The organism is Mitsuaria sp. MSU3D (assembly GCF_056867975.1).
This window is the reverse complement of the sequence record NZ_CP200314.1, coordinates 1,178,482-1,194,224: the sequence shown is the minus strand read 5'-3', so window position 1 is coordinate 1,194,224 and position 15,743 is coordinate 1,178,482. Positions and strand designations below refer to the sequence as shown.

Genomic DNA, 15,743 nt, shown 5'->3' with positions numbered 1-15,743 from the left:
CGGACTTCCAGCCCTGATCGCCATGCTTGCACGCGCACTGAACCCTGTGGCCCTGCTTCTCCTGGCGGCCATTCATGACCCGTCGTTTGCGGTCGCTGCGGCGCCCGCGGTCGCAGCGACCGAACTGGTCGTCGAACGGGTCGAACTGCCCGGCGTTGATCCGCAGACGCAGACCTACAACCTGCAGGAAACCGCCACCCTGCGCGTCTTCGCGCGCTCCGCCGCCGGCTTCAAGCAATCGCAGATCTTCTGGCAGCGGCGGAATCCGGACGGCAGTTGGCGCGCCCCGGAGCCGCTGCCGTTCTCCGAGCCCCGCTCGCGCGACTCGGACCCGCATCTGTCCGGAGACGGCAAGACATTGACCTTCGTCTCCCATCGGCCCGGCGCGGGGACCGCCGCTCGAGGCGACGATCTCGATCTGTTCGAAGCCGGGCTGTCGGATCTCGCCACCGGGCAATGGACGCCGCCCCGGCGACTGGCCGATGTGCTGCAAAGCCCGGGGCAGGAGCTCGGCCCTGAGCGTTACGGCAAGCGGCTGTACTTCGCGTCCACACGCGCCGGCGGTCCGGGCAAGCTCTCCATCTATCGCGTCGACGACGATGAAGACCGCCCTCCTCGCCTTCTCCCGTCCCCCATCAACGAGGGGACGGCCAACAGCGACTTCACCCTCAGCCCGGACGGGCGTTTTGCCGTGTGGTGGAGCAACCGCGCCGGGAGCGAAGGCGGTGCCGACCTCTACCTGGCCGAGCGCGTCGGCGAGCAGTTCGGCCCCGCGCTGCGACTGCCAGCACCGATCAACGGAGCCGGGTTCGAGTTCACGCCGTCGGTCACCGCGGACGGGCGATGGTTGCTGTTTGCGTCGACGCGACCGGTGTCAGGTCTTGCGTCAGGGTTGTCGCAGGTCTATCGCGTGAGCTGGCCGGCGCTGATCGACGCGCTCGGGCCCGACGCGCTGGCCTTCAGCCGCGCCGCGCTGGAGACGCAGGTCACCGCGCTGTGGCAGTCGTTCAGCCACACGGCAGGACAACCCGCGGACACGGTACGCATGAGCGCGCTGATGCATCCGGAAGCGCGGGTGTGGGGCCAACAGCTCAATGCAAACGTCAACCAGCTGCAAGCGCGCAGCTGGTCCGCCGAGGCGTTCATCGCCGCCGTGGGAAAGCCGTCCCCGCGAGCGCTGCATGAATGCGAAATCCACAGAGAACTGCGCCGTTACGCGGGGCAGGCCGAGGTCTACAGCGTGGTCGAATCACGCCGCGATCCCGCGCAGGCGGCACCGGACTACGTGGGCGTGAACAGCACGCAGTGGCAACTGGGGCCGCAGGGGTGGCAGATGTTGTCGCTGCACTATGCGATCGAGTTGCCAGGGGCGCCGTTGCCGGGGCACGGCGCACAGAGCGGGAAGTGCGTGGGATAGACCGGGACAGCCCGATCGAGTTCAGGTGTCGTAGACGCCGCTGTCCCAGGGCGCAAAGAACGCCATGTAATTCCCCGGTTGCGCTTCGACGGCGAGCACATCGTCGGGATCCTCGCAGTCCCGTCCGATCAAGCCGAATGTCCTGCCAAACCTCTCGACCTCGAACGGGGCCACCTCAATCCGTTGGAACGTGACCGGGCCCAGTCCATCGAGCAGTCGGCGGTAGGCCTGCGCTTTCGCTTGGGCATCAAAAGAGCTTCTCGGGCCGAATGACTCGATCTGCGCGCTGATGAATTCTCCCGTCGAATCGAACAGGTAGAGCGCATTGAACTCACCGCCCGGGTTTCCGTTCCTCGCCGGCTCGAACGGATAGGTCAGGAAGAACTGGCGTCCGTCGGCAGTCCTTCCGACGTGTTCCGCGTGGTAGTCGTCATGGTCGATCGCGATTCTTGTGGGGGAGTCTGGATTCATGGCGTCGACGATACCGAACGATCTCCGCAGCTTCAGTTCAATAGGGCATCCAGTTCGGCCCACAGCGAATCGCAGAGTCCCTGTCGATAGGCGGCTTTTCGAAAGGTCGAATGCTCGCTGCAATACACCTTCAGCATGCGCTCGTTGCGGTCCTTCACGGAGGCTCTCACGTTGGCCAGGCGATCCGATGCCTTCACGATCAAGGCGAGCTCCAGTGGTCCGGTGACCTCGGCCAGCTTCGCGTAGGTCTTCGCCTTGCGCTCCTTGCGGTCGGCCCCTGGCTCATCCGTCAGCAGTGCCACGCAGGCGGCGATCTCCGGACCGAACTGCTCGGTGATCTCCGCCAGCGTCGCCGGCGTGTCTTCCACCGTGTCATGCAAGTACGCAGCGACGACCGCGGCCTCGCCGAAAGGCTCGGCAATCGAGGCCACGGCGTCCAGATGATGCACGTAGGGATGATCTCCGTACCTCTGCGCGCCGTGAGCGGCAACGGCGAAGGCCCGGGCTTGCTGCGGGAGGGAGGTCGTCATGACCTTCAGTATCCGCGACGTGCCCGACCGCTGGCCGTGCAGGGACACCGGCAACCTTGGGAGTCCCGACTTCGAGCGATAGCGCCTCTCGATCCGCTTGATTGCTCAGAGTCTCCCGCCGGCGTATCGTTGTGTCGCCACGAAAGAGCAACTCGGCCGATGGAGGCAGCGCATGGCCAGGGCACTTCCCCAACTTGCTGGCGGCATCTTCTTGAGCGACGGCGGCCTCGAGACTTCGCTCGTCTTCCTCGACAAGATTGAGTTGCCGCACTTCGCTGCGTTCACGCTGCTGGATGATGAGCTTGGCCGCGAGCGCCTGAAGAGTTACTACGTTCCCTACCTCGAACTCTGTGGCGAGACGCCCGGGGCTGGCTTCGTACTCGAAACGCCCACGTGGCGCGCCAGTTCCGACTGGGCCACGCTGCTGGGCATGGATGCCGCGCACCTGCGAGCGCTCAACACCCGAGCAGCGCAAATGATGTGCGGCATGCGTTCGCGCTGGGCGCCACGCCTCAGCGGTCCGATTGTTGTCAGCGGTGTCATCGGTCCACGGGGAGACGGCTACATTGCGCAGGCGCCCGACAGCGTGGACGTCGCTGCCGACTATCACCGACTGCAGGCTGAGGCGCTTGCCGCAGGCGGGGTGGACATGCTCGCAGCCGTCACGATGACCACATCGGCTGAGGCCCTGGGCATCTCCATGGCAGCGCAGCGCGTGGGACTGCCCGTCGCCATCTCATTCACTGTCGAGACAGACGGCCGACTGCCCAGTGGAGAGGCGCTGGGTGACGCCATCCAACGAGTGGACGCGTCCGCTCCGCCGGCCTACTTCGCCATCAATTGCGCACATCCGACACATGTCGAGGATGTCCTGTCGGCCGACAAGCCATGGATAACGCGCATCCACGGTCTACGTCCCAACGCCTCGACGAAGAGCCACGCCGAGCTCGATGAATCCACCGCGCTGGACATAGGCGATCCCAAAGACCTTGCTCAAAGGTATCGGGGCCTCAAAGGTGTCTTGCCACGGTTGAATGTCCTGGGCGGCTGCTGCGGCACCGACTGGCGGCACCTTCGCGCCATGCGGGATGCATGGGTCAGCTAGGAGTCGGCATGCATGCCTCGCCTCGACCCTCACTGCGAGAGTCGCCTTTGATTCGCCTTGCATCAACCTTCAGCGGGCCGATGGGTGCTCTTGAGCCGGATAACGCCGACGAAGCTCCTCCACGGACGCCGACACCAACTGCTCAAGCACATCGACATCAACATCGGCGAGCTGCTTCACATACAGGCAGCCCTTGCCGGCCTTGAACTTCCCGAGCCTGCTCAACCACGCTTGCGCGCCGTCCCATTCCGGCGCCAGATAGAGGACGAACTCCTTGCCCCGGATGGCGAAGCCCGCGAGGCACGACGTGCCCGAACGACCGGACGCGTAGGTGTAGCGGTAGGCGCCGAAGCCCACGATGCTGGCGCCCCACATCGCCGGCGCCTCGCCGGTGACGGCGGAGAGAAGCAGCACCAGTCGCTGCACGTCCTCGAGCTGCTTGGGCGTCGCCTTGGCGAGGAGATGGTCCCTCACCGCATCGGGGATGGGGAACGTCTTCATGTCGGAGTCCATGCCCCCTCCCTTTTCTCTGGCGAATGGGTTTGGAGACTGTAGCCGTAGGATGATCGCGCTCATGAAATTCGCCAAGACCACCCCGATCCTGCGCATCTTCGACGAAGCCAAGGCGCTGGAGTTCTACGTGCGATTCCTGGGCTTCCAGGTCGACTGGGACCATCGCTTCGAACCGGGACTGCCGCTCTACCTGCAGGTCTCGCGGGACGGCTGCGTGCTGCACCTCTCGGAGCATCACGGCGATGGCTGTCCGGGTGCGGCGATGCGCATCGAGACGGACGACATCGAAGGCTTCCACGCGGAACTGACCGGGCGGCAGTACGGCTACGCCCGGCCCGGGCTGGAGGAGACGCCGTGGGGGTCCAAGGACGTCTCAGTGACGGATCCGTTCGGGAACCGGTTGACGTTCACCAACGCGATCAGCACCTGACGCAGCCGGGCGCTGTGCAGTTCCTCCGAGTCTTCAACGGCTCAAGTAGAAGTCCATCGGAATCAGCTCCACGGCCCATCCACCCGCTTCGCCCAGCGTGGCGGCCGGATGCATGGAGGCGATGCGCAGCGCTTCTTCCTCGCTGTCCGCCTCGATGATGAACAGGCCACCGACAACTTCCTTCGCTTCGGTGTAAGGCCCGTCGGTGACGTGCGTCTTGCCGCCGCTCGGACGAAGCGTCTTCCAGCCCTCCAGATCGCCAAGCGACGCGGACACCAGGACCTTGCCCGTGGCGCGCATCTTCTCGTCCAGCGGCGGACATTGGCTCACCAATGCCTTGACGTCTTCAGGCGACATCTTGGCGAATGCATCGGGCGTGAAGTAGGCGAGGCCGAGGTATTTCAAGGGAAGTCCTTTGAGACGGTGATGCACTGACGACGAATCGGAGGGTCGGAATTCGACAAGCTCCTGCAGAAATCTTGCAGCAGGATCCGGTCATCGTCACTGCGGAGGTTCCTCCAGAGGCCAGATTTCCACGACGCCGTGCGCCACGGCGCATGGCGTCTTCGACACCATCGCGATCGCTTCCTGCAGGTCCTTCGCCTCGATCACGGCGAATCCGGCGATCGGCAAGGCGCTGCGCAGGTAGGCGCCCGACGTCGTCTGGACGCCCGAGTTGTCGGGGTTACGGACCTGCACAGGAGCGCCGGCCATTCCGATCAAGGCACCGCTGGCCTTGAGCTTCGCATCGTGCGCATGAGCCGCATCGCGCACGGCTGCGTCGGTCTGCCTGTATCCGGCCTCGTCGCCGTAGCCCACGGTGAGGAACTTTGCCATTGACGTCTCCTTGTCGAAGCCAATGGGTTCGGGGGAGCAAGCAAGCCTCCCGATGCCCTCAACGCTCCCGCTTCGTCGGAAAGTCCAGTCCGCGCTCGGCGAAGATCATGTTGTTCGGCTCGAGGGTCCCCAGGCTGCGCAGGCTCTCGCAGAACTTCTTCATCAGACCGTCCTTGGCGATGTCCGCGCGAAACTCTTCATCGTCCATGTAGATGTCCACGGCCGCCCCCTGCTGCAGGAGAACCATGGTGCCCGAGGAATCTTTCTTCTGGTCGCCAACGGAGAGCAACACCAGATCGCGCTCGACCATCTCATTGAAGTCGACGTAAAGGCGGGGTTTGTCCAAGGGCGCTCCAAGCGCGTTCATGAGAGGGTCGAGATCGAGAGGATCTTGATATTCTCGACGCTGTCGCACGCAATGCCTTCAATGAACAAGCGCTACTTCTTTGACCCGGGCAGCGCGCTTAGAAGTCCTTGGCTTGAGCGCGTGAAGCCAGAAGCGAAGGCCTACCTCGTCGTGAAGCGGCTGCAACGTCTTCTTCTGATGCTCGCGGAGGCATTGCCCTTGTTTGCATTTCCAGTACACGCCGAAGCACTTCGCGATGATCCTTTGGTTGTGGCATCTGAGCGAGACGAAAGACAGGCCAGTGAGACGGCAAAGCGGCTGTTCGACTACGCCGAGCGCTACTTCGATCGGTACAGAATGACAACGCCGCGGAAGGACGACGTATCGGTAGAGGCCCTGGCGGACGGCAGCGAAAGCCGGCGGCACGATGCCGTGTTCGATTCGTTCAGAGCCAGCTTCTGGGTCGGACCGGATGGCAAGCGAATCCTGGATTCAATGTCGACACGGTCCAGGGCCTTCGTTCTGCCATCCCGGCTGAAGATGGGTGACTCCATGGCGCGCGTCCGGCAGGTACTGGGAGCACCCAGCGCGATCAGTTCGGACCTGTTCCTTTTCCAGATCAGGGGCGAGGCGCTGAGTGACGTCTTCTTCCGGTTCGAGAACGGTCGTCTCGCCGAAGTGAGTTGGCTGTACGGTGCGGCGGACTGACCTCAGACGAGCCTATCGCAGCGCAAGGCGGGAGCGCCGGCAGCTCAATCCCGACAGTAGCCCTCGCCAGGATGCAGCGTCAGGCACCTGGACTTGCCCGCAAGCCATTTCATGCCCGTGGCATTGCCATCGGTAGCTTTGATGGACTCCTGCTTCCCGTCTCGCTCGAAGTAGATGACACCGTCCTTGCCGACGCCCTTGAACGTCCGCTCCGCATCCAGGTCCTTGATGCGGATTTCGTAGCTCGCGTCGCCGGCGGCGTTCAGTTGAAGGTAGGTGCCTTCCGGACCGTTCCAGCGACCCAACCAGGATGGCGCGGTGTCAGGTGTTGATGATGCAGGGACCGACGCGGCTTGGGTTGGCGAAGTCGATGCCGATGTCGGCGCGCCAGCGCGGTCGCAGCCCGTCAATGCCAAGGACGACACGACGATCGCGCCTGCCGTCAACTTCATGATGATCATTCTGGTGCTTCTTGAGCTCGGTGTCGCTGGTTGACCCGGATGCAAGACAGGTGAGCAAACGAGGTGCCATGGCCAGCGGCTGTACCGTCAGAGCCAGCGACCACGCGGCAACACAGTCCGAACCAAATTTCTTCCGATACTTGGAGCAGGAGAAAATCGCCGGTCAGGCCGTCCATGAGCGGACGGACCGCCGACCTCAACGACATGCAAAACACCGAGCGACTGATCCATCTCGTCAACGACAGTCCCTGGATGATGAGCGCCTTGCGCGCAGTACGCTCCCTGCATCTGTCCTCGTGGTGCATCGGAGCGGGCGCCATCCGCAATCTGGTGTGGGACGCTCTCAGCGGACACCGCGAGCCGTCCGCCCTATCGGACGTGGATGTCGCATTCTTTGATGCCGACAACCTGAGCCCCGAGCTTGAGGCCAAGTTCCAGGACGCCCTATCGGCACGCTTGCCAGAAGTGCCGTGGGAAGTGACGAATCAGGCGGCCGTGCACCTCTGGTTCGAGACGTACTTCGGACATCCTGTTGCGCCCCTCACCTCTCTTCATGAAGCGGTCGGCACCTGGCCCGAGTTCGTGACCTCCGTCGGCGTCTGGTTGGACGGGGATGATCAGGTTCACGTGATCGCACCATGGGGTCTGAACGATTTGTTCAAGATGGTGGTCCGCCACAATCCGACCCGGGCCAGCGCCCAGAACTTCAAGGACAGGACGGCCGCGAAACGCTACAACGAACGGTGGCCTCGCGTCGTTATCGAGAGCTGATGATGAGCACCCGCAGCGAAGACCTCCCCAACGCCCTCCAACCCGAGGACTTCTTCCCCGCCCTCGAGATCCGCCGCACGCGCGCCATCGTCGAGCGCGACATGCCGGTCATCGAATCGCTGCACGCGCCGGAGTACGAGCTCATCACGCCGGCGGGCCGCTTGTTCAGCCGCGACAAGTACCTCGGGCTCATCGCCGAGGCGCCCTTCTACACCGGCTGGGAACACAGCGACATGCAAGTCCGCGCGTCCGCGGACCTCGCGGTCATCCGCTACCGCGCGCGACTGAGCTTCCCGTCGGGCAAGGTCGTCGACTGCTGGCACATGGACGTCTACGAGCGACGCGCGGCCGGTTGGATGGCCGTGTGGTCCAAGGCAACGGCCGTCCCGGCCATCACGCCATGAAGCTGCGCGCCATCGCACTCTCCATCGGCAGTCTGCTGCTGTCCGCGCTCATCTTCGCGAAGGCGTTCACGATCGAGAGGCAGCCGCCGGAGGACCTCCAATTCATCAGCGGCGTCGTCGTCGACAGGGAGCCGATCTACACCCGCAAGCAACTCACCGGGTTCAAGCTGCGGATCGGTCACCCGAGCGTCACGTTCACCTACCAGTACCCGGACCCGGACGTGGCGCGCGCCTGGTCGACGATCCAGGCCGCACGCGCGGTGCGGGTCCGCTTCCACGCACATGTCGATGACCAACCCACCTTGTGGTCCCTGGACGCCGACGGCAAGCCGGTCGCCACCGTGGCGCAGGTCGAGGCCGCACGGAGCACCTCGTTCTGGCTGCACTTCGGCGCCGCCGTGTTCGCGGGCGGCATCGGGCTGACCTCAGTCGCGTCGTGGTTCAGGAAGAATTCGAAGTTTCGCCGTTGACCCTGATCGACTGACAGTTCCTCAGACTTCGATTCATCGAAATGACGGCCATGAGCCTGGTGATAGGCTGCCGCCCGATCAGCACAGACCCTCTCGTCTCATGAGCAACGCGTCGCCCATCCCTGGGATCGATACGCGCCCGCCCAACCTGTGTTGCGGCTACGGTGGCATCCGCTTCGTGCGCGAAGGCTGTTCGAAACAACGGACACCTTGCGACTGCGGACGCGCGACGGCACAGTTGCTGCAGGCGTGCCCCGAGGAGAACTGATGACTGAAAGCAAATACCCTGTCGCGTCCGATAGCGAACAACAAGGCAGGACGGGGGTTCATCTCGTGGGCTTGAAGGTTCACCAAGACTTGAAGTGGATCTTCAGGGAAAAACCCACGACAGACATCGGAATCGATGGCGAGATTGAAATCCGGCAAGACAAGGGCGAAAGCCATGGTCGACTGATTTCAGTCCAGATCAAGTGTGGCCCCTCCTACTTGAAAGAGCAGGACGGCACTGCCATCACTTACCGCGGCGACTACCAGCACCTCCGCTATTGGGCCGACTACGCAACCCCTGTCGCAATCATCATCTGCGACCCGAAAACAAACGTCTGCTGGTGGGAGACGTTGAGATGCGAAAGGTCTCGTTCCACGAGAAGGGCTGGAGTCTCATGGTGGACAAGGCCAATGTGTTGGGTGACTCAACCGCCACTGCGCTGCAAGCGTTGGCGGCAGGACTGCAGAGAAAGGATCTCATCGAACTCGCGCTTCGTGATTGGATCGGATGGAGATTTGAGCACCGCATGCGGTTGGCATCGATATTTGCCAGTCCGGAGGACTACTGGTGGTTTGCCATGCTTGGCCACTTGGACGAGGACTTCTTCATGATTGACTATGTCCTGGCAGACGTGGATGGATTCAATCAAGAAGAAGTTTCTCAATTCATCAAAGCGGCGCAGGTCAATCACTCCAGGTTTGATTACCAGAACGTACTTCTCGGCTTTGTAAGCGAATCGCCCCACCACCTGAAAACGCTGCCAGTTCCTCCTACCATTCCTGGTCTTCGCATTGAGTACGTTCCATTGCTCCTTCAGCTCAAGGAGACCCCTCCATTGAGTGAACTGGGCACTGGAGGCGAGTCGATCTTCTTCTATGAGCAAGGTGACACGCTCGGATCGGGGGCAAACGCGGTTGGGACCAATAGAAAGGTCTCCGACGCTCGAACTGTCCCTCCTTCGGCAGTCCCGCCCCCTCCATGAAGCCGAAGCCCATCCTCCTTCCCGCCGTGAACCTGATGCTCTGCGTGCTGTTCTTCGCGATGACCTTCATGGTCGACTCGCGAGCGCCGCAGGATCTGGAAATCGAGAGCGGCTTCATCGTCGACAAGGAGCCGCTCCGCGAGGCGGGCCTGCTGACAGGTTTCAGGATTCACGTTGGACACCCGCCCCTCACCTTGACCTATCGGCGCCCCGATCCGGACATGGAACGCGTCTGGTCCACCATCCAGACGTCCCGCACGGCAAAGGTCCGATATGCCGTTCACACCGACCGTCCGCCCACCCTGTGGGAGCTGGAAGCCGACGGCCGACCGGTCGCAACACTCGCCGACATCGAAGCAGCGCGGAGCACCTGGTTCTGGTTTCACTTCTGTGCCGCCGTGCTTGCGGGCGCCATCGGACTGGCCTCTGTCGCGTCGTGGTTCAGAAAAACTTCGAGGTTCCACCGTTGGCCCTGATGCGATCCACCGTGCTCACCGTCGCCGTGCTGCTCTGCGCCACGGCCTGCACGCCAACCCCACCGTCCACGCCCGCCTCTCAAAGCGCGATGTCGCCCGAACTGCGCCAGGCGCTGCAGGAGATCGAACGGCAGGGCCGCGAAGAGGAAGCACGTCGCCCGCGCGTGACGACGCTCAACGACGACGCGTGGCGCGCCATCCCCGATGACAAGCTCGATGCCGCCGTGATCGCGTACATCGAAGACCGCATCTACGGAAAGATCGGCGAACCGAAGCCGCTGGCTTCCCTGCCGCGCGGATTCCAGATCTTCCACGTCTCATTCATCGTCGAAGCCGAGGTCGCCGATGGCGGCCTCAACCAGTTCTTCTGGAACAGCTCAGGCGAATCCGCACCCCAAGTGCCGGCCGCCTTGCGGACCATCGGCGCGGACGAAGCCGCCACCCTGTTCGAGCAAGTGCGGCGCGTCGCGGACCAGGACAGCCCGCGACGCGCCCCTTTCAAGGCGCAAGGCTCCCTGCAGGCCTTTTCGGACTCCTACAAGGGTTCGCCGCTGAACGCCTTCGACAAGCCGTTCATGGAACTGGCGATGAGGTTCTCCGCCCTGCGCGTCGAGTACCTGAAGCGCAACATCGAGCAGTTCCGCGAGTGATCGCCGCGGCCGACGCCGCACGCGCCAGACGGCCACGGACGAACGTCCTTTCGGCCATGAAGCCCTCTCCACGCCGAAAAGCGAATCGCGCTTCGCCGCCATCGCCGCTTTTGAGGCCCTCACCCAGGTAGATCCACGTCCCCGCGCAGTGGCACGGTGCTTGCAAAAGATGAGGCAAGGAGCACCGCCCCATGTCGCATCCACTGGTCGACTACAGCCCCGAGACCGAGGCTCAGGAAGGCACCTCGCCAGGTCCGCTGGCCGCCGTCGCGCAGCGCACGCCGGCCTCGGCCGGCGTGTTCAACGAAGGCCAGGTGCTGGAGCTCGCCGCGCAGTTGCTGGAGGCGCGAACCGCGCCCGCGCTGGCCGCTTCGCTGAACCATCTGATCGCCCGCACGTCCCGCCAGCTCGGCACGTCCGTCGATCCCGCCGCGGCGCGTGCGTTGCAAGGCGCGCTGCTCCAGAGCGCCGCCCGCGTCCTCCCCTGCACCGGCTGCCCGCGCGGCAACCAGCCCCTCGCCGCCGCGACGCGCGCCGCGGGCCTCGAACTCGAGGGCCTCAGCCCCGAGGACAAGGAGTTCGAGCTCGCGCGCAACTTCGTGCGCCTGTCCGCCGACGCCGTGCGCCATCTCGTCACCGCCCCTGCCCGCCTGTCCGCGCCCTTCCCGCCCTCACCGCAGCGGGCGGCCCGGGACGCCTTCGCACTGGCCGCGCGCCATCACGCCCCCGGCCTCCTTTCCTCACCCCACCGCAACCAGGAGCCCACCATGCACGACATCGACCGCACCCAGATGGAGTACGAGAACGAGCAGTTCGAATTCGGAGAGAACGAGTGGTCGACGGAATCCGGCGCCTTCAGCGAGGCCGAAGAACTCGAGCTCGCCGGCGAGTTGCTGTCCGTGGCCAACGAAGGTGAGCTCGACCGCTTCCTCGGCGACCTCGTCAGCCGCGCAACCAAGGCCGTCGGCTCCTTCGCGCGCTCCCCCATCGGGCAGGCCGTCGGCGGCGTGCTCAAGGGCGTGGCCAAGAAGGCCCTGCCCATGGCCGGCACCGCCATCGGCACCTACTTCGGCGGGCCGCTCGGCGCCAAGATCGGCAGCGGGCTGGCCAACGCCGCCAGCAATGCGCTCGGCCTCGAAGCCGAGATGGCCGGCGAGGACCGCGAATTCGAAGGCGCCAAGCAGTTCGTGCGTCTGGCCGCGCAGACCGCCGCGCAGGCCGCCTCCGCGCCGCCCAACGCGGACCCGCGCGCCGTCGCGCAGCAGGCCGCCGTCGCCGCCGCGAAGCAGCACGCGCCGGGCCTGCTCACCGGCGGCGCGTCCGCCGCCACCACCCCGCCGACCGCCGCACGCCCGGGCGCCGCCACCAGCGGCCGCTGGGTGCGCCGCGGCCATCGCATCGTCATCTTCGGCGCGTGAACCACCATGGCCATCGGCACCTATCCCGCGTGGTTCCTGATGCAGGAATCGCGTGCGCTGCTGACGCGGCTGGCGCGGGTCAAGCCCTTCGCGCTGGTCGAGCCGATGGTGCCCGCGGCCAACCTGCTGCCGGCCGCGCAGAGCGCGATTGAAGGCCATCTGATCGCCGGCCGGCGCGAGCTGCGCCGCCTGGTCCACGGCTTCATGGGCTGGCTCGACAGCGGCGCCGCGCAACGCGCCAGCGCCGCCGAGGCACAACGCCGCTTCGCCTACCTGCGGCTCAAGTTCAACGCCGTGCTGACGCAGTTCGACCTCTTCAGCGACGTCGTCACGCAGCGCAGCGAAAGCGAGAGCGGCGTCTGGCTGTCCGGGCTGGACGTGCTGTCGGCCGATGCGCTCGCGCTGCGCGGCGGCTACTACCGCGCGCCGCCGGTGATCTGCTACCTCGACCGCGGCCCCGGCGCAGCCATCCGCCGCGCGCGCACCCGGCTGCCCGGCGGCGGCACCAGCCCCGTGGCCGTGATCCGCGTGCCGCGCGAACGCATGATCGGCAGCGGCATCGCCTCGTCGCTCGTGCACGAGGTCGGTCATCAGGCGGCGGCGCTGCTCGGGTTGGTCGACTCGCTGCGGCCGGTGCTGCGCGGGCTGCAGCAAGGCGCCGGCGACGGCGCCGTGGCATGGGGCCTGTACGAACGCTGGATCAGCGAGATCGTGGCCGACTTCTGGTCCGTCGCGCGCATCGGCGTGGCCGCGCCGACCGGGCTGATGGCCGTGGTCAGCCTGCCGCGCGCCTTCGTCTTCCGCATCAACGTCGACGACCCGCACCCCGTCCCCTGGCTGCGCGTGAAGCTCAGCTGCGCGATGGGCGACGCGCTCTACCCGCATCCGCAGTGGGCGCGCCTCGCGGCGATGTGGGAAGCCTTCTATCCGACCCGCGGCCTGGACACCGAGTCGCTGCGCCTGCTGGATCGCCTGCAGGCGCTGATGCCGGCCTTCGTCAGCGTGCTCGTGCAGCACCGCCCCGCGGCGCTGCGCGGCCGCACGCTGGCCCAGGTGCTGGACGTGGCCGAGCGGCGTCCGGCGCGGCTCTCGGCGCTGTTCCGGCTCTGGACCCGGGTGCCGGCGCTGATGTACCGGGCGCCGCCGTCGCTCGTCTTCGCGGTCATCGGCCAGGCGCGCTGCGACGGCCGGCTCAGCCCCGAGGACGAATCGCTGCTGCTGGGCAAGCTGCTCACGCACTGGGCGCTCGCCAGCACGCTGGACACCACGCAAGCCTGCGCCGCGGCGCAGGGCCGCAGCTTCACTGTCACCGAAGGAGAACCCTCATGAGCAAGCACCATCACGACCACGATACCGATCGCCGGTCCTCGATCGAGGTCCGGGTGCGCGACAGCGGCGGCGCGCACCGTCCGATCGCCCAGGCCCAGGTCGGCCTGTTCCACACCACCGGGCTCGCCGCCGGGTCCCACCCGGCCGACGAGCAGGTGCTGCTGCTCAAGCGCAGCGACGGCGACGGCCACCTGTGCTTCGACGACGTCGCACCGGGCGAGTACGTGCTCGGCTTCCTGCACCACCCGCGGACCTACTCGGCCCGCTTCACCGTCGGCGACGGCGGCACCAGCAGGCAAGACCTGGAACCGGAGTTCTGCGCCCAGCTGGAAGCGCGCTGGATGACGCGCGACTGCGAGACGCTGGACTGCCGCCCGCCCCAGGTCGGCGACTACCTGAAGGCCACGGTCAACCACACCGTCAATCCGCAGCTGCACGTCGTGCCGCCGCACGGTTCGACCGGGCTGTCGCACGACGGCAGCTTCACCAGTTTCTCCACCCCCGTGTCGCGCGCCGGCCGCGTCGACTTCGTCTACGAGCTGCGCTCCCCGGCGCTGGGCGCCGCCGCGGGGCAGCCGCCGGCCGTGCTGACGCTGGCCCACTCCGGCCACGCCGCGTCGGTGCCGACGCAGCCGGTCTCCGGTCAGCTCGGCATCGCCCTCAGCCGCACCGGGACCGAGCCGACCGACGACATGGCGCTGTGGCTGGCCATCCGCAACGGCACCGATGCGCTGGGCTTCAACCACTACCTGCGCTTCATGGACGTGCTGTTCGGCGGCCGGCGGCACGGTCCGCGCCACGGCGACCGCCACAACGACCGCCACAACGACCGTAACGGCGACCGCGACGGCGACCGCGGCGGCTTCGGCCACGGCGGCGGAAGCGGCAACGCCGGACGCGGCTTCGAAGCCGAGAAGGAGGCGTTCGAGAAGCTCTCGCTGAAGCGCTTCCTGCCCTTCAACGACAGCGACTCGTACCGGGTGCTGAAGGCCGCGACCGAGGCCTTCGTGATGGTCAACTGCGGCGTGCTGCAAGGCGGCGAACACGACCGGGCCTTCCGCCCGCGCCACGACAACGCCTACCTGGACCGGCGCGACCTGCCGGCCTTCGACGACGCGCGCGGCAGCTTCGACGACTACCTCGAACAGCCCGGGGGCCTGCTGCCCTACCTGGCGCTGGTGGCGCGCAAGCTGCCCGACATCCCGATCATCGAGGGCAACCCCGACGGCGCGAACCTGGCCGTCGGCTTCGTGCACGACAAGCTGGCCAACCCCTGCCTGATCGAGCTGATCTGGTCGTACTGGCATGAGGAAGCGATGCTCGTGCAGACGATGAACGCGGTGACGCGGCGCTTCCAGAACCGCGGCTCGCCGACCACGCCCGACCCGCTCGCCAACCTCGAGATCGATCCGCTGCGGCCGCTCAACAGCCTGCTGTGGGGCTACACGCAGGACGAGCAGCACCGGCTCACCGTGAACCGCCGCAACGCCGAGTACGCCCACCAGTACGGCCTGACGCTGCGCGGCAAGGCGGTGAAGGACTTCCGGATCGCCGACTCGCGCTCGCAGTTCCTCGAAGGCTTCCACCACCTGCTGCGGCTGCTGACGGCGTTCTACAAGCAGGACGACGACACCACGGTCAAGGCCGACGCCTTCCCGGTGCTGAACGCGCTCAAGGAGGTGCACCTGGTGATGTCGCAGGGCGCGCACAACAACTTCGGCGAGCTGGCGACCACCGCGCGCATCGAGATGCTGATGCAGCAATGGCTGCTCGGGCGGCCCGAGTTCCGCGAGTTCCTGCCCAGCCGCATCATGGTGGCCTACCCCGAGCCGTGGATGGACCGCGTCGATGCGATGAAGAAGCTGCAGGGCTGGACCGACACCAGCGTCGTGCACTTCCGCAACCTGGCGATCTTCGGCGAGCAGGTGATGCTGGCGATCCGCGTCGGCAACTGGAGCGAGGTCTTCGAGCCGACCCCGGCCTTCAACTTCGCCCGCTACTGGCGGCCGCAGATCCAGGGCTACATCCATGCCTACCGGGCGGCCACCGGCATCGACCTGAGCAGCGAGACCGCCGATCCGAGCGCCGACGCGATGCTGCCCTCGCTGCTGATGCAGCGTCGGCTGGCCCAGCAGCAGCGCAACGCCTGACGGAGTC

At 65.9% G+C, this 15,743-nt stretch carries 20 protein-coding genes and 1 pseudogene; 14 read left to right on the top strand and 7 right to left on the bottom strand.

Going from position 1 to position 15,743, the window contains the following annotated elements; genetic code table 11:
• Nucleotides 1-22 precede the first annotated feature (22 nt).
• Nucleotides 23-1,417: a TolB family protein gene (locus tag AC1VNM_RS05465; protein ID WP_483106133.1), complete on the top strand. Its 1,395-nt coding sequence runs from the start codon at nt 23-25 to the stop codon at nt 1,415-1,417.
• A gap of 21 nt (nt 1,418-1,438) precedes the next feature.
• Here AC1VNM_RS05465 and AC1VNM_RS05460 read toward each other — a convergent pair whose 3' ends face one another.
• Nucleotides 1,439-1,888, bottom strand: coding sequence for a hypothetical protein (locus AC1VNM_RS05460; RefSeq protein ID WP_483106132.1), 450 nt, complete (start codon nt 1,886-1,888; stop codon nt 1,439-1,441).
• 32 nt (nt 1,889-1,920) lie between these two features.
• Nucleotides 1,921-2,466 carry an HD domain-containing protein gene (locus tag AC1VNM_RS05455; RefSeq protein WP_483106131.1) on the bottom strand — a complete coding sequence of 182 codons (546 nt, stop codon included), beginning with the start codon at nt 2,464-2,466 and terminating at the stop codon, nt 1,921-1,923.
• Nucleotides 2,467-2,590: 124 nt separating this feature from the next.
• On the opposite strand from AC1VNM_RS05455, the gene AC1VNM_RS05450 reads away from it, so the two are divergent.
• Nucleotides 2,591-3,523 carry a homocysteine S-methyltransferase family protein gene (locus tag AC1VNM_RS05450; protein ID WP_483106130.1) on the top strand — a complete coding sequence of 311 codons (933 nt, stop codon included), beginning with the start codon at nt 2,591-2,593 and terminating at the stop codon, nt 3,521-3,523.
• A gap of 69 nt (nt 3,524-3,592) precedes the next feature.
• On the opposite strand, the gene AC1VNM_RS05445 is transcribed toward AC1VNM_RS05450, so the two are convergent.
• Nucleotides 3,593-4,036: a DUF1801 domain-containing protein gene (locus tag AC1VNM_RS05445; protein WP_483106129.1), complete on the bottom strand. Its 444-nt coding sequence runs from the start codon at nt 4,034-4,036 to the stop codon at nt 3,593-3,595.
• A gap of 61 nt (nt 4,037-4,097) precedes the next feature.
• Between AC1VNM_RS05445 and AC1VNM_RS05440 the strand changes: the two genes are divergently transcribed.
• Nucleotides 4,098-4,466 (top strand): glyoxalase superfamily protein, encoded by a 369-nt coding sequence (locus AC1VNM_RS05440; protein WP_483106128.1) that lies wholly within the window; start codon nt 4,098-4,100, stop codon nt 4,464-4,466.
• 33 nt (nt 4,467-4,499) lie between these two features.
• On the opposite strand, the gene AC1VNM_RS05435 is transcribed toward AC1VNM_RS05440, so the two are convergent.
• From AC1VNM_RS05435 to AC1VNM_RS05425, 3 genes are all read right to left on the bottom strand, one after another.
• Nucleotides 4,500-4,871, bottom strand: a complete 372-nt coding sequence (locus AC1VNM_RS05435; RefSeq protein ID WP_431104880.1) for a YciI family protein — start codon at nt 4,869-4,871, stop codon at nt 4,500-4,502.
• 96 nt (nt 4,872-4,967) lie between these two features.
• A complete protein-coding gene (locus tag AC1VNM_RS05430; protein ID WP_483106127.1) occupies nt 4,968-5,303 on the bottom strand; it encodes a YciI family protein in 336 nt (111 codons plus the stop codon).
• Between the two features lie 58 nt (nt 5,304-5,361).
• Complete coding sequence (locus AC1VNM_RS05425; RefSeq protein WP_483106126.1) at nt 5,362-5,649, bottom strand: hypothetical protein; 288 nt, start codon at nt 5,647-5,649, stop codon at nt 5,362-5,364.
• 81 nt (nt 5,650-5,730) lie between these two features.
• On the opposite strand from AC1VNM_RS05425, the gene AC1VNM_RS05420 reads away from it, so the two are divergent.
• Nucleotides 5,731-6,357 carry a hypothetical protein gene (locus AC1VNM_RS05420; RefSeq protein WP_483106125.1) on the top strand — a complete coding sequence of 209 codons (627 nt, stop codon included), beginning with the start codon at nt 5,731-5,733 and terminating at the stop codon, nt 6,355-6,357.
• Nucleotides 6,358-6,401: 44 nt separating this feature from the next.
• Here AC1VNM_RS05420 and AC1VNM_RS05415 read toward each other — a convergent pair whose 3' ends face one another.
• Nucleotides 6,402-6,818: a hypothetical protein gene (locus AC1VNM_RS05415; protein ID WP_483106124.1), complete on the bottom strand. Its 417-nt coding sequence runs from the start codon at nt 6,816-6,818 to the stop codon at nt 6,402-6,404.
• A gap of 174 nt (nt 6,819-6,992) precedes the next feature.
• On the opposite strand from AC1VNM_RS05415, the gene AC1VNM_RS05410 reads away from it, so the two are divergent.
• The 10 genes and pseudogenes from AC1VNM_RS05410 to AC1VNM_RS05365 all read left to right on the top strand — a co-directional run bounded on the left by AC1VNM_RS05410 (nt 6,993) and on the right by AC1VNM_RS05365 (nt 15,736).
• Nucleotides 6,993-7,589 (top strand): nucleotidyltransferase family protein, encoded by a 597-nt coding sequence (locus AC1VNM_RS05410; RefSeq protein WP_483106123.1) that lies wholly within the window; start codon nt 6,993-6,995, stop codon nt 7,587-7,589.
• A gap of 2 nt (nt 7,590-7,591) precedes the next feature.
• Entirely contained in the window at nt 7,592-7,993 is a 402-nt protein-coding gene (locus AC1VNM_RS05405) for a nuclear transport factor 2 family protein (protein WP_483106122.1), read from the top strand.
• A complete protein-coding gene (locus AC1VNM_RS05400) occupies nt 7,990-8,463 on the top strand; it encodes a hypothetical protein (RefSeq protein ID WP_483106121.1) in 474 nt (157 codons plus the stop codon). The genes AC1VNM_RS05405 and AC1VNM_RS05400 overlap by 4 nt, the downstream gene beginning before the upstream one ends.
• Nucleotides 8,464-8,730: 267 nt before the next feature.
• Nucleotides 8,731-9,096: pseudogene (locus AC1VNM_RS05395) on the top strand (DUF4365 domain-containing protein); the annotation flags it as partial.
• Between the two features lie 29 nt (nt 9,097-9,125).
• Entirely contained in the window at nt 9,126-9,713 is a 588-nt protein-coding gene (locus tag AC1VNM_RS05390) for a hypothetical protein (protein ID WP_483109353.1), read from the top strand.
• On the top strand, nt 9,710-10,189 hold the full coding sequence (locus AC1VNM_RS05385; protein ID WP_483106120.1) for a hypothetical protein: 480 nt from the start codon (nt 9,710-9,712) through the stop codon (nt 10,187-10,189). The genes AC1VNM_RS05390 and AC1VNM_RS05385 overlap by 4 nt, the downstream gene beginning before the upstream one ends.
• Complete coding sequence (locus tag AC1VNM_RS05380) at nt 10,189-10,839, top strand: DMP19 family protein (protein WP_483106119.1); 651 nt, start codon at nt 10,189-10,191, stop codon at nt 10,837-10,839. The genes AC1VNM_RS05385 and AC1VNM_RS05380 overlap by 1 nt, the downstream gene beginning before the upstream one ends.
• 191 nt (nt 10,840-11,030) lie before the next feature.
• Nucleotides 11,031-12,257 carry a hypothetical protein gene (locus AC1VNM_RS05375; RefSeq protein WP_483106118.1) on the top strand — a complete coding sequence of 409 codons (1,227 nt, stop codon included), beginning with the start codon at nt 11,031-11,033 and terminating at the stop codon, nt 12,255-12,257.
• Between the two features lie 6 nt (nt 12,258-12,263).
• Nucleotides 12,264-13,586 carry a hypothetical protein gene (locus AC1VNM_RS05370; protein ID WP_483106117.1) on the top strand — a complete coding sequence of 441 codons (1,323 nt, stop codon included), beginning with the start codon at nt 12,264-12,266 and terminating at the stop codon, nt 13,584-13,586.
• Entirely contained in the window at nt 13,583-15,736 is a 2,154-nt protein-coding gene (locus tag AC1VNM_RS05365) for a carboxypeptidase-like regulatory domain-containing protein (RefSeq protein ID WP_483106116.1), read from the top strand. The genes AC1VNM_RS05370 and AC1VNM_RS05365 overlap by 4 nt, the downstream gene beginning before the upstream one ends.
• Nucleotides 15,737-15,743 lie beyond the last annotated feature (7 nt).

Bases quoted from the DNA above. Each gene is read 5' to 3' on its own strand.
- AC1VNM_RS05390 (WP_483109353.1), top strand. From the start codon at position 9,126: ATGGTGGACAAGGCCAATGTGTTGGGTGACTCAACCGCCACTGCGCTG.
- AC1VNM_RS05405 (WP_483106122.1), top strand. From the start codon at position 7,592: ATGAGCACCCGCAGCGAAGACCTCCCCAACGCCCTCCAACCCGAGGAC.
- AC1VNM_RS05370 (WP_483106117.1), top strand. From the start codon at position 12,264: ATGGCCATCGGCACCTATCCCGCGTGGTTCCTGATGCAGGAATCGCGT.
- AC1VNM_RS05400 (WP_483106121.1), top strand. From the start codon at position 7,990: ATGAAGCTGCGCGCCATCGCACTCTCCATCGGCAGTCTGCTGCTGTCC.
- AC1VNM_RS05380 (WP_483106119.1), top strand. From the start codon at position 10,189: ATGCGATCCACCGTGCTCACCGTCGCCGTGCTGCTCTGCGCCACGGCC.
- AC1VNM_RS05450 (WP_483106130.1), top strand. From the start codon at position 2,591: ATGGCCAGGGCACTTCCCCAACTTGCTGGCGGCATCTTCTTGAGCGAC.
- AC1VNM_RS05440 (WP_483106128.1), top strand. From the start codon at position 4,098: ATGAAATTCGCCAAGACCACCCCGATCCTGCGCATCTTCGACGAAGCC.
- AC1VNM_RS05460 (WP_483106132.1), bottom strand. From the start codon at position 1,888: ATGAATCCAGACTCCCCCACAAGAATCGCGATCGACCATGACGACTAC.
- AC1VNM_RS05465 (WP_483106133.1), top strand. From the start codon at position 23: ATGCTTGCACGCGCACTGAACCCTGTGGCCCTGCTTCTCCTGGCGGCC.
- AC1VNM_RS05375 (WP_483106118.1), top strand. From the start codon at position 11,031: ATGTCGCATCCACTGGTCGACTACAGCCCCGAGACCGAGGCTCAGGAA.
- AC1VNM_RS05365 (WP_483106116.1), top strand. From the start codon at position 13,583: ATGAGCAAGCACCATCACGACCACGATACCGATCGCCGGTCCTCGATC.
- AC1VNM_RS05415 (WP_483106124.1), bottom strand. From the start codon at position 6,818: ATGATCATCATGAAGTTGACGGCAGGCGCGATCGTCGTGTCGTCCTTG.
- AC1VNM_RS05420 (WP_483106125.1), top strand. From the start codon at position 5,731: ATGAACAAGCGCTACTTCTTTGACCCGGGCAGCGCGCTTAGAAGTCCT.
- AC1VNM_RS05445 (WP_483106129.1), bottom strand. From the start codon at position 4,036: ATGGACTCCGACATGAAGACGTTCCCCATCCCCGATGCGGTGAGGGAC.
- AC1VNM_RS05385 (WP_483106120.1), top strand. From the start codon at position 9,710: ATGAAGCCGAAGCCCATCCTCCTTCCCGCCGTGAACCTGATGCTCTGC.
- AC1VNM_RS05410 (WP_483106123.1), top strand. From the start codon at position 6,993: ATGAGCGGACGGACCGCCGACCTCAACGACATGCAAAACACCGAGCGA.
- AC1VNM_RS05430 (WP_483106127.1), bottom strand. From the start codon at position 5,303: ATGGCAAAGTTCCTCACCGTGGGCTACGGCGACGAGGCCGGATACAGG.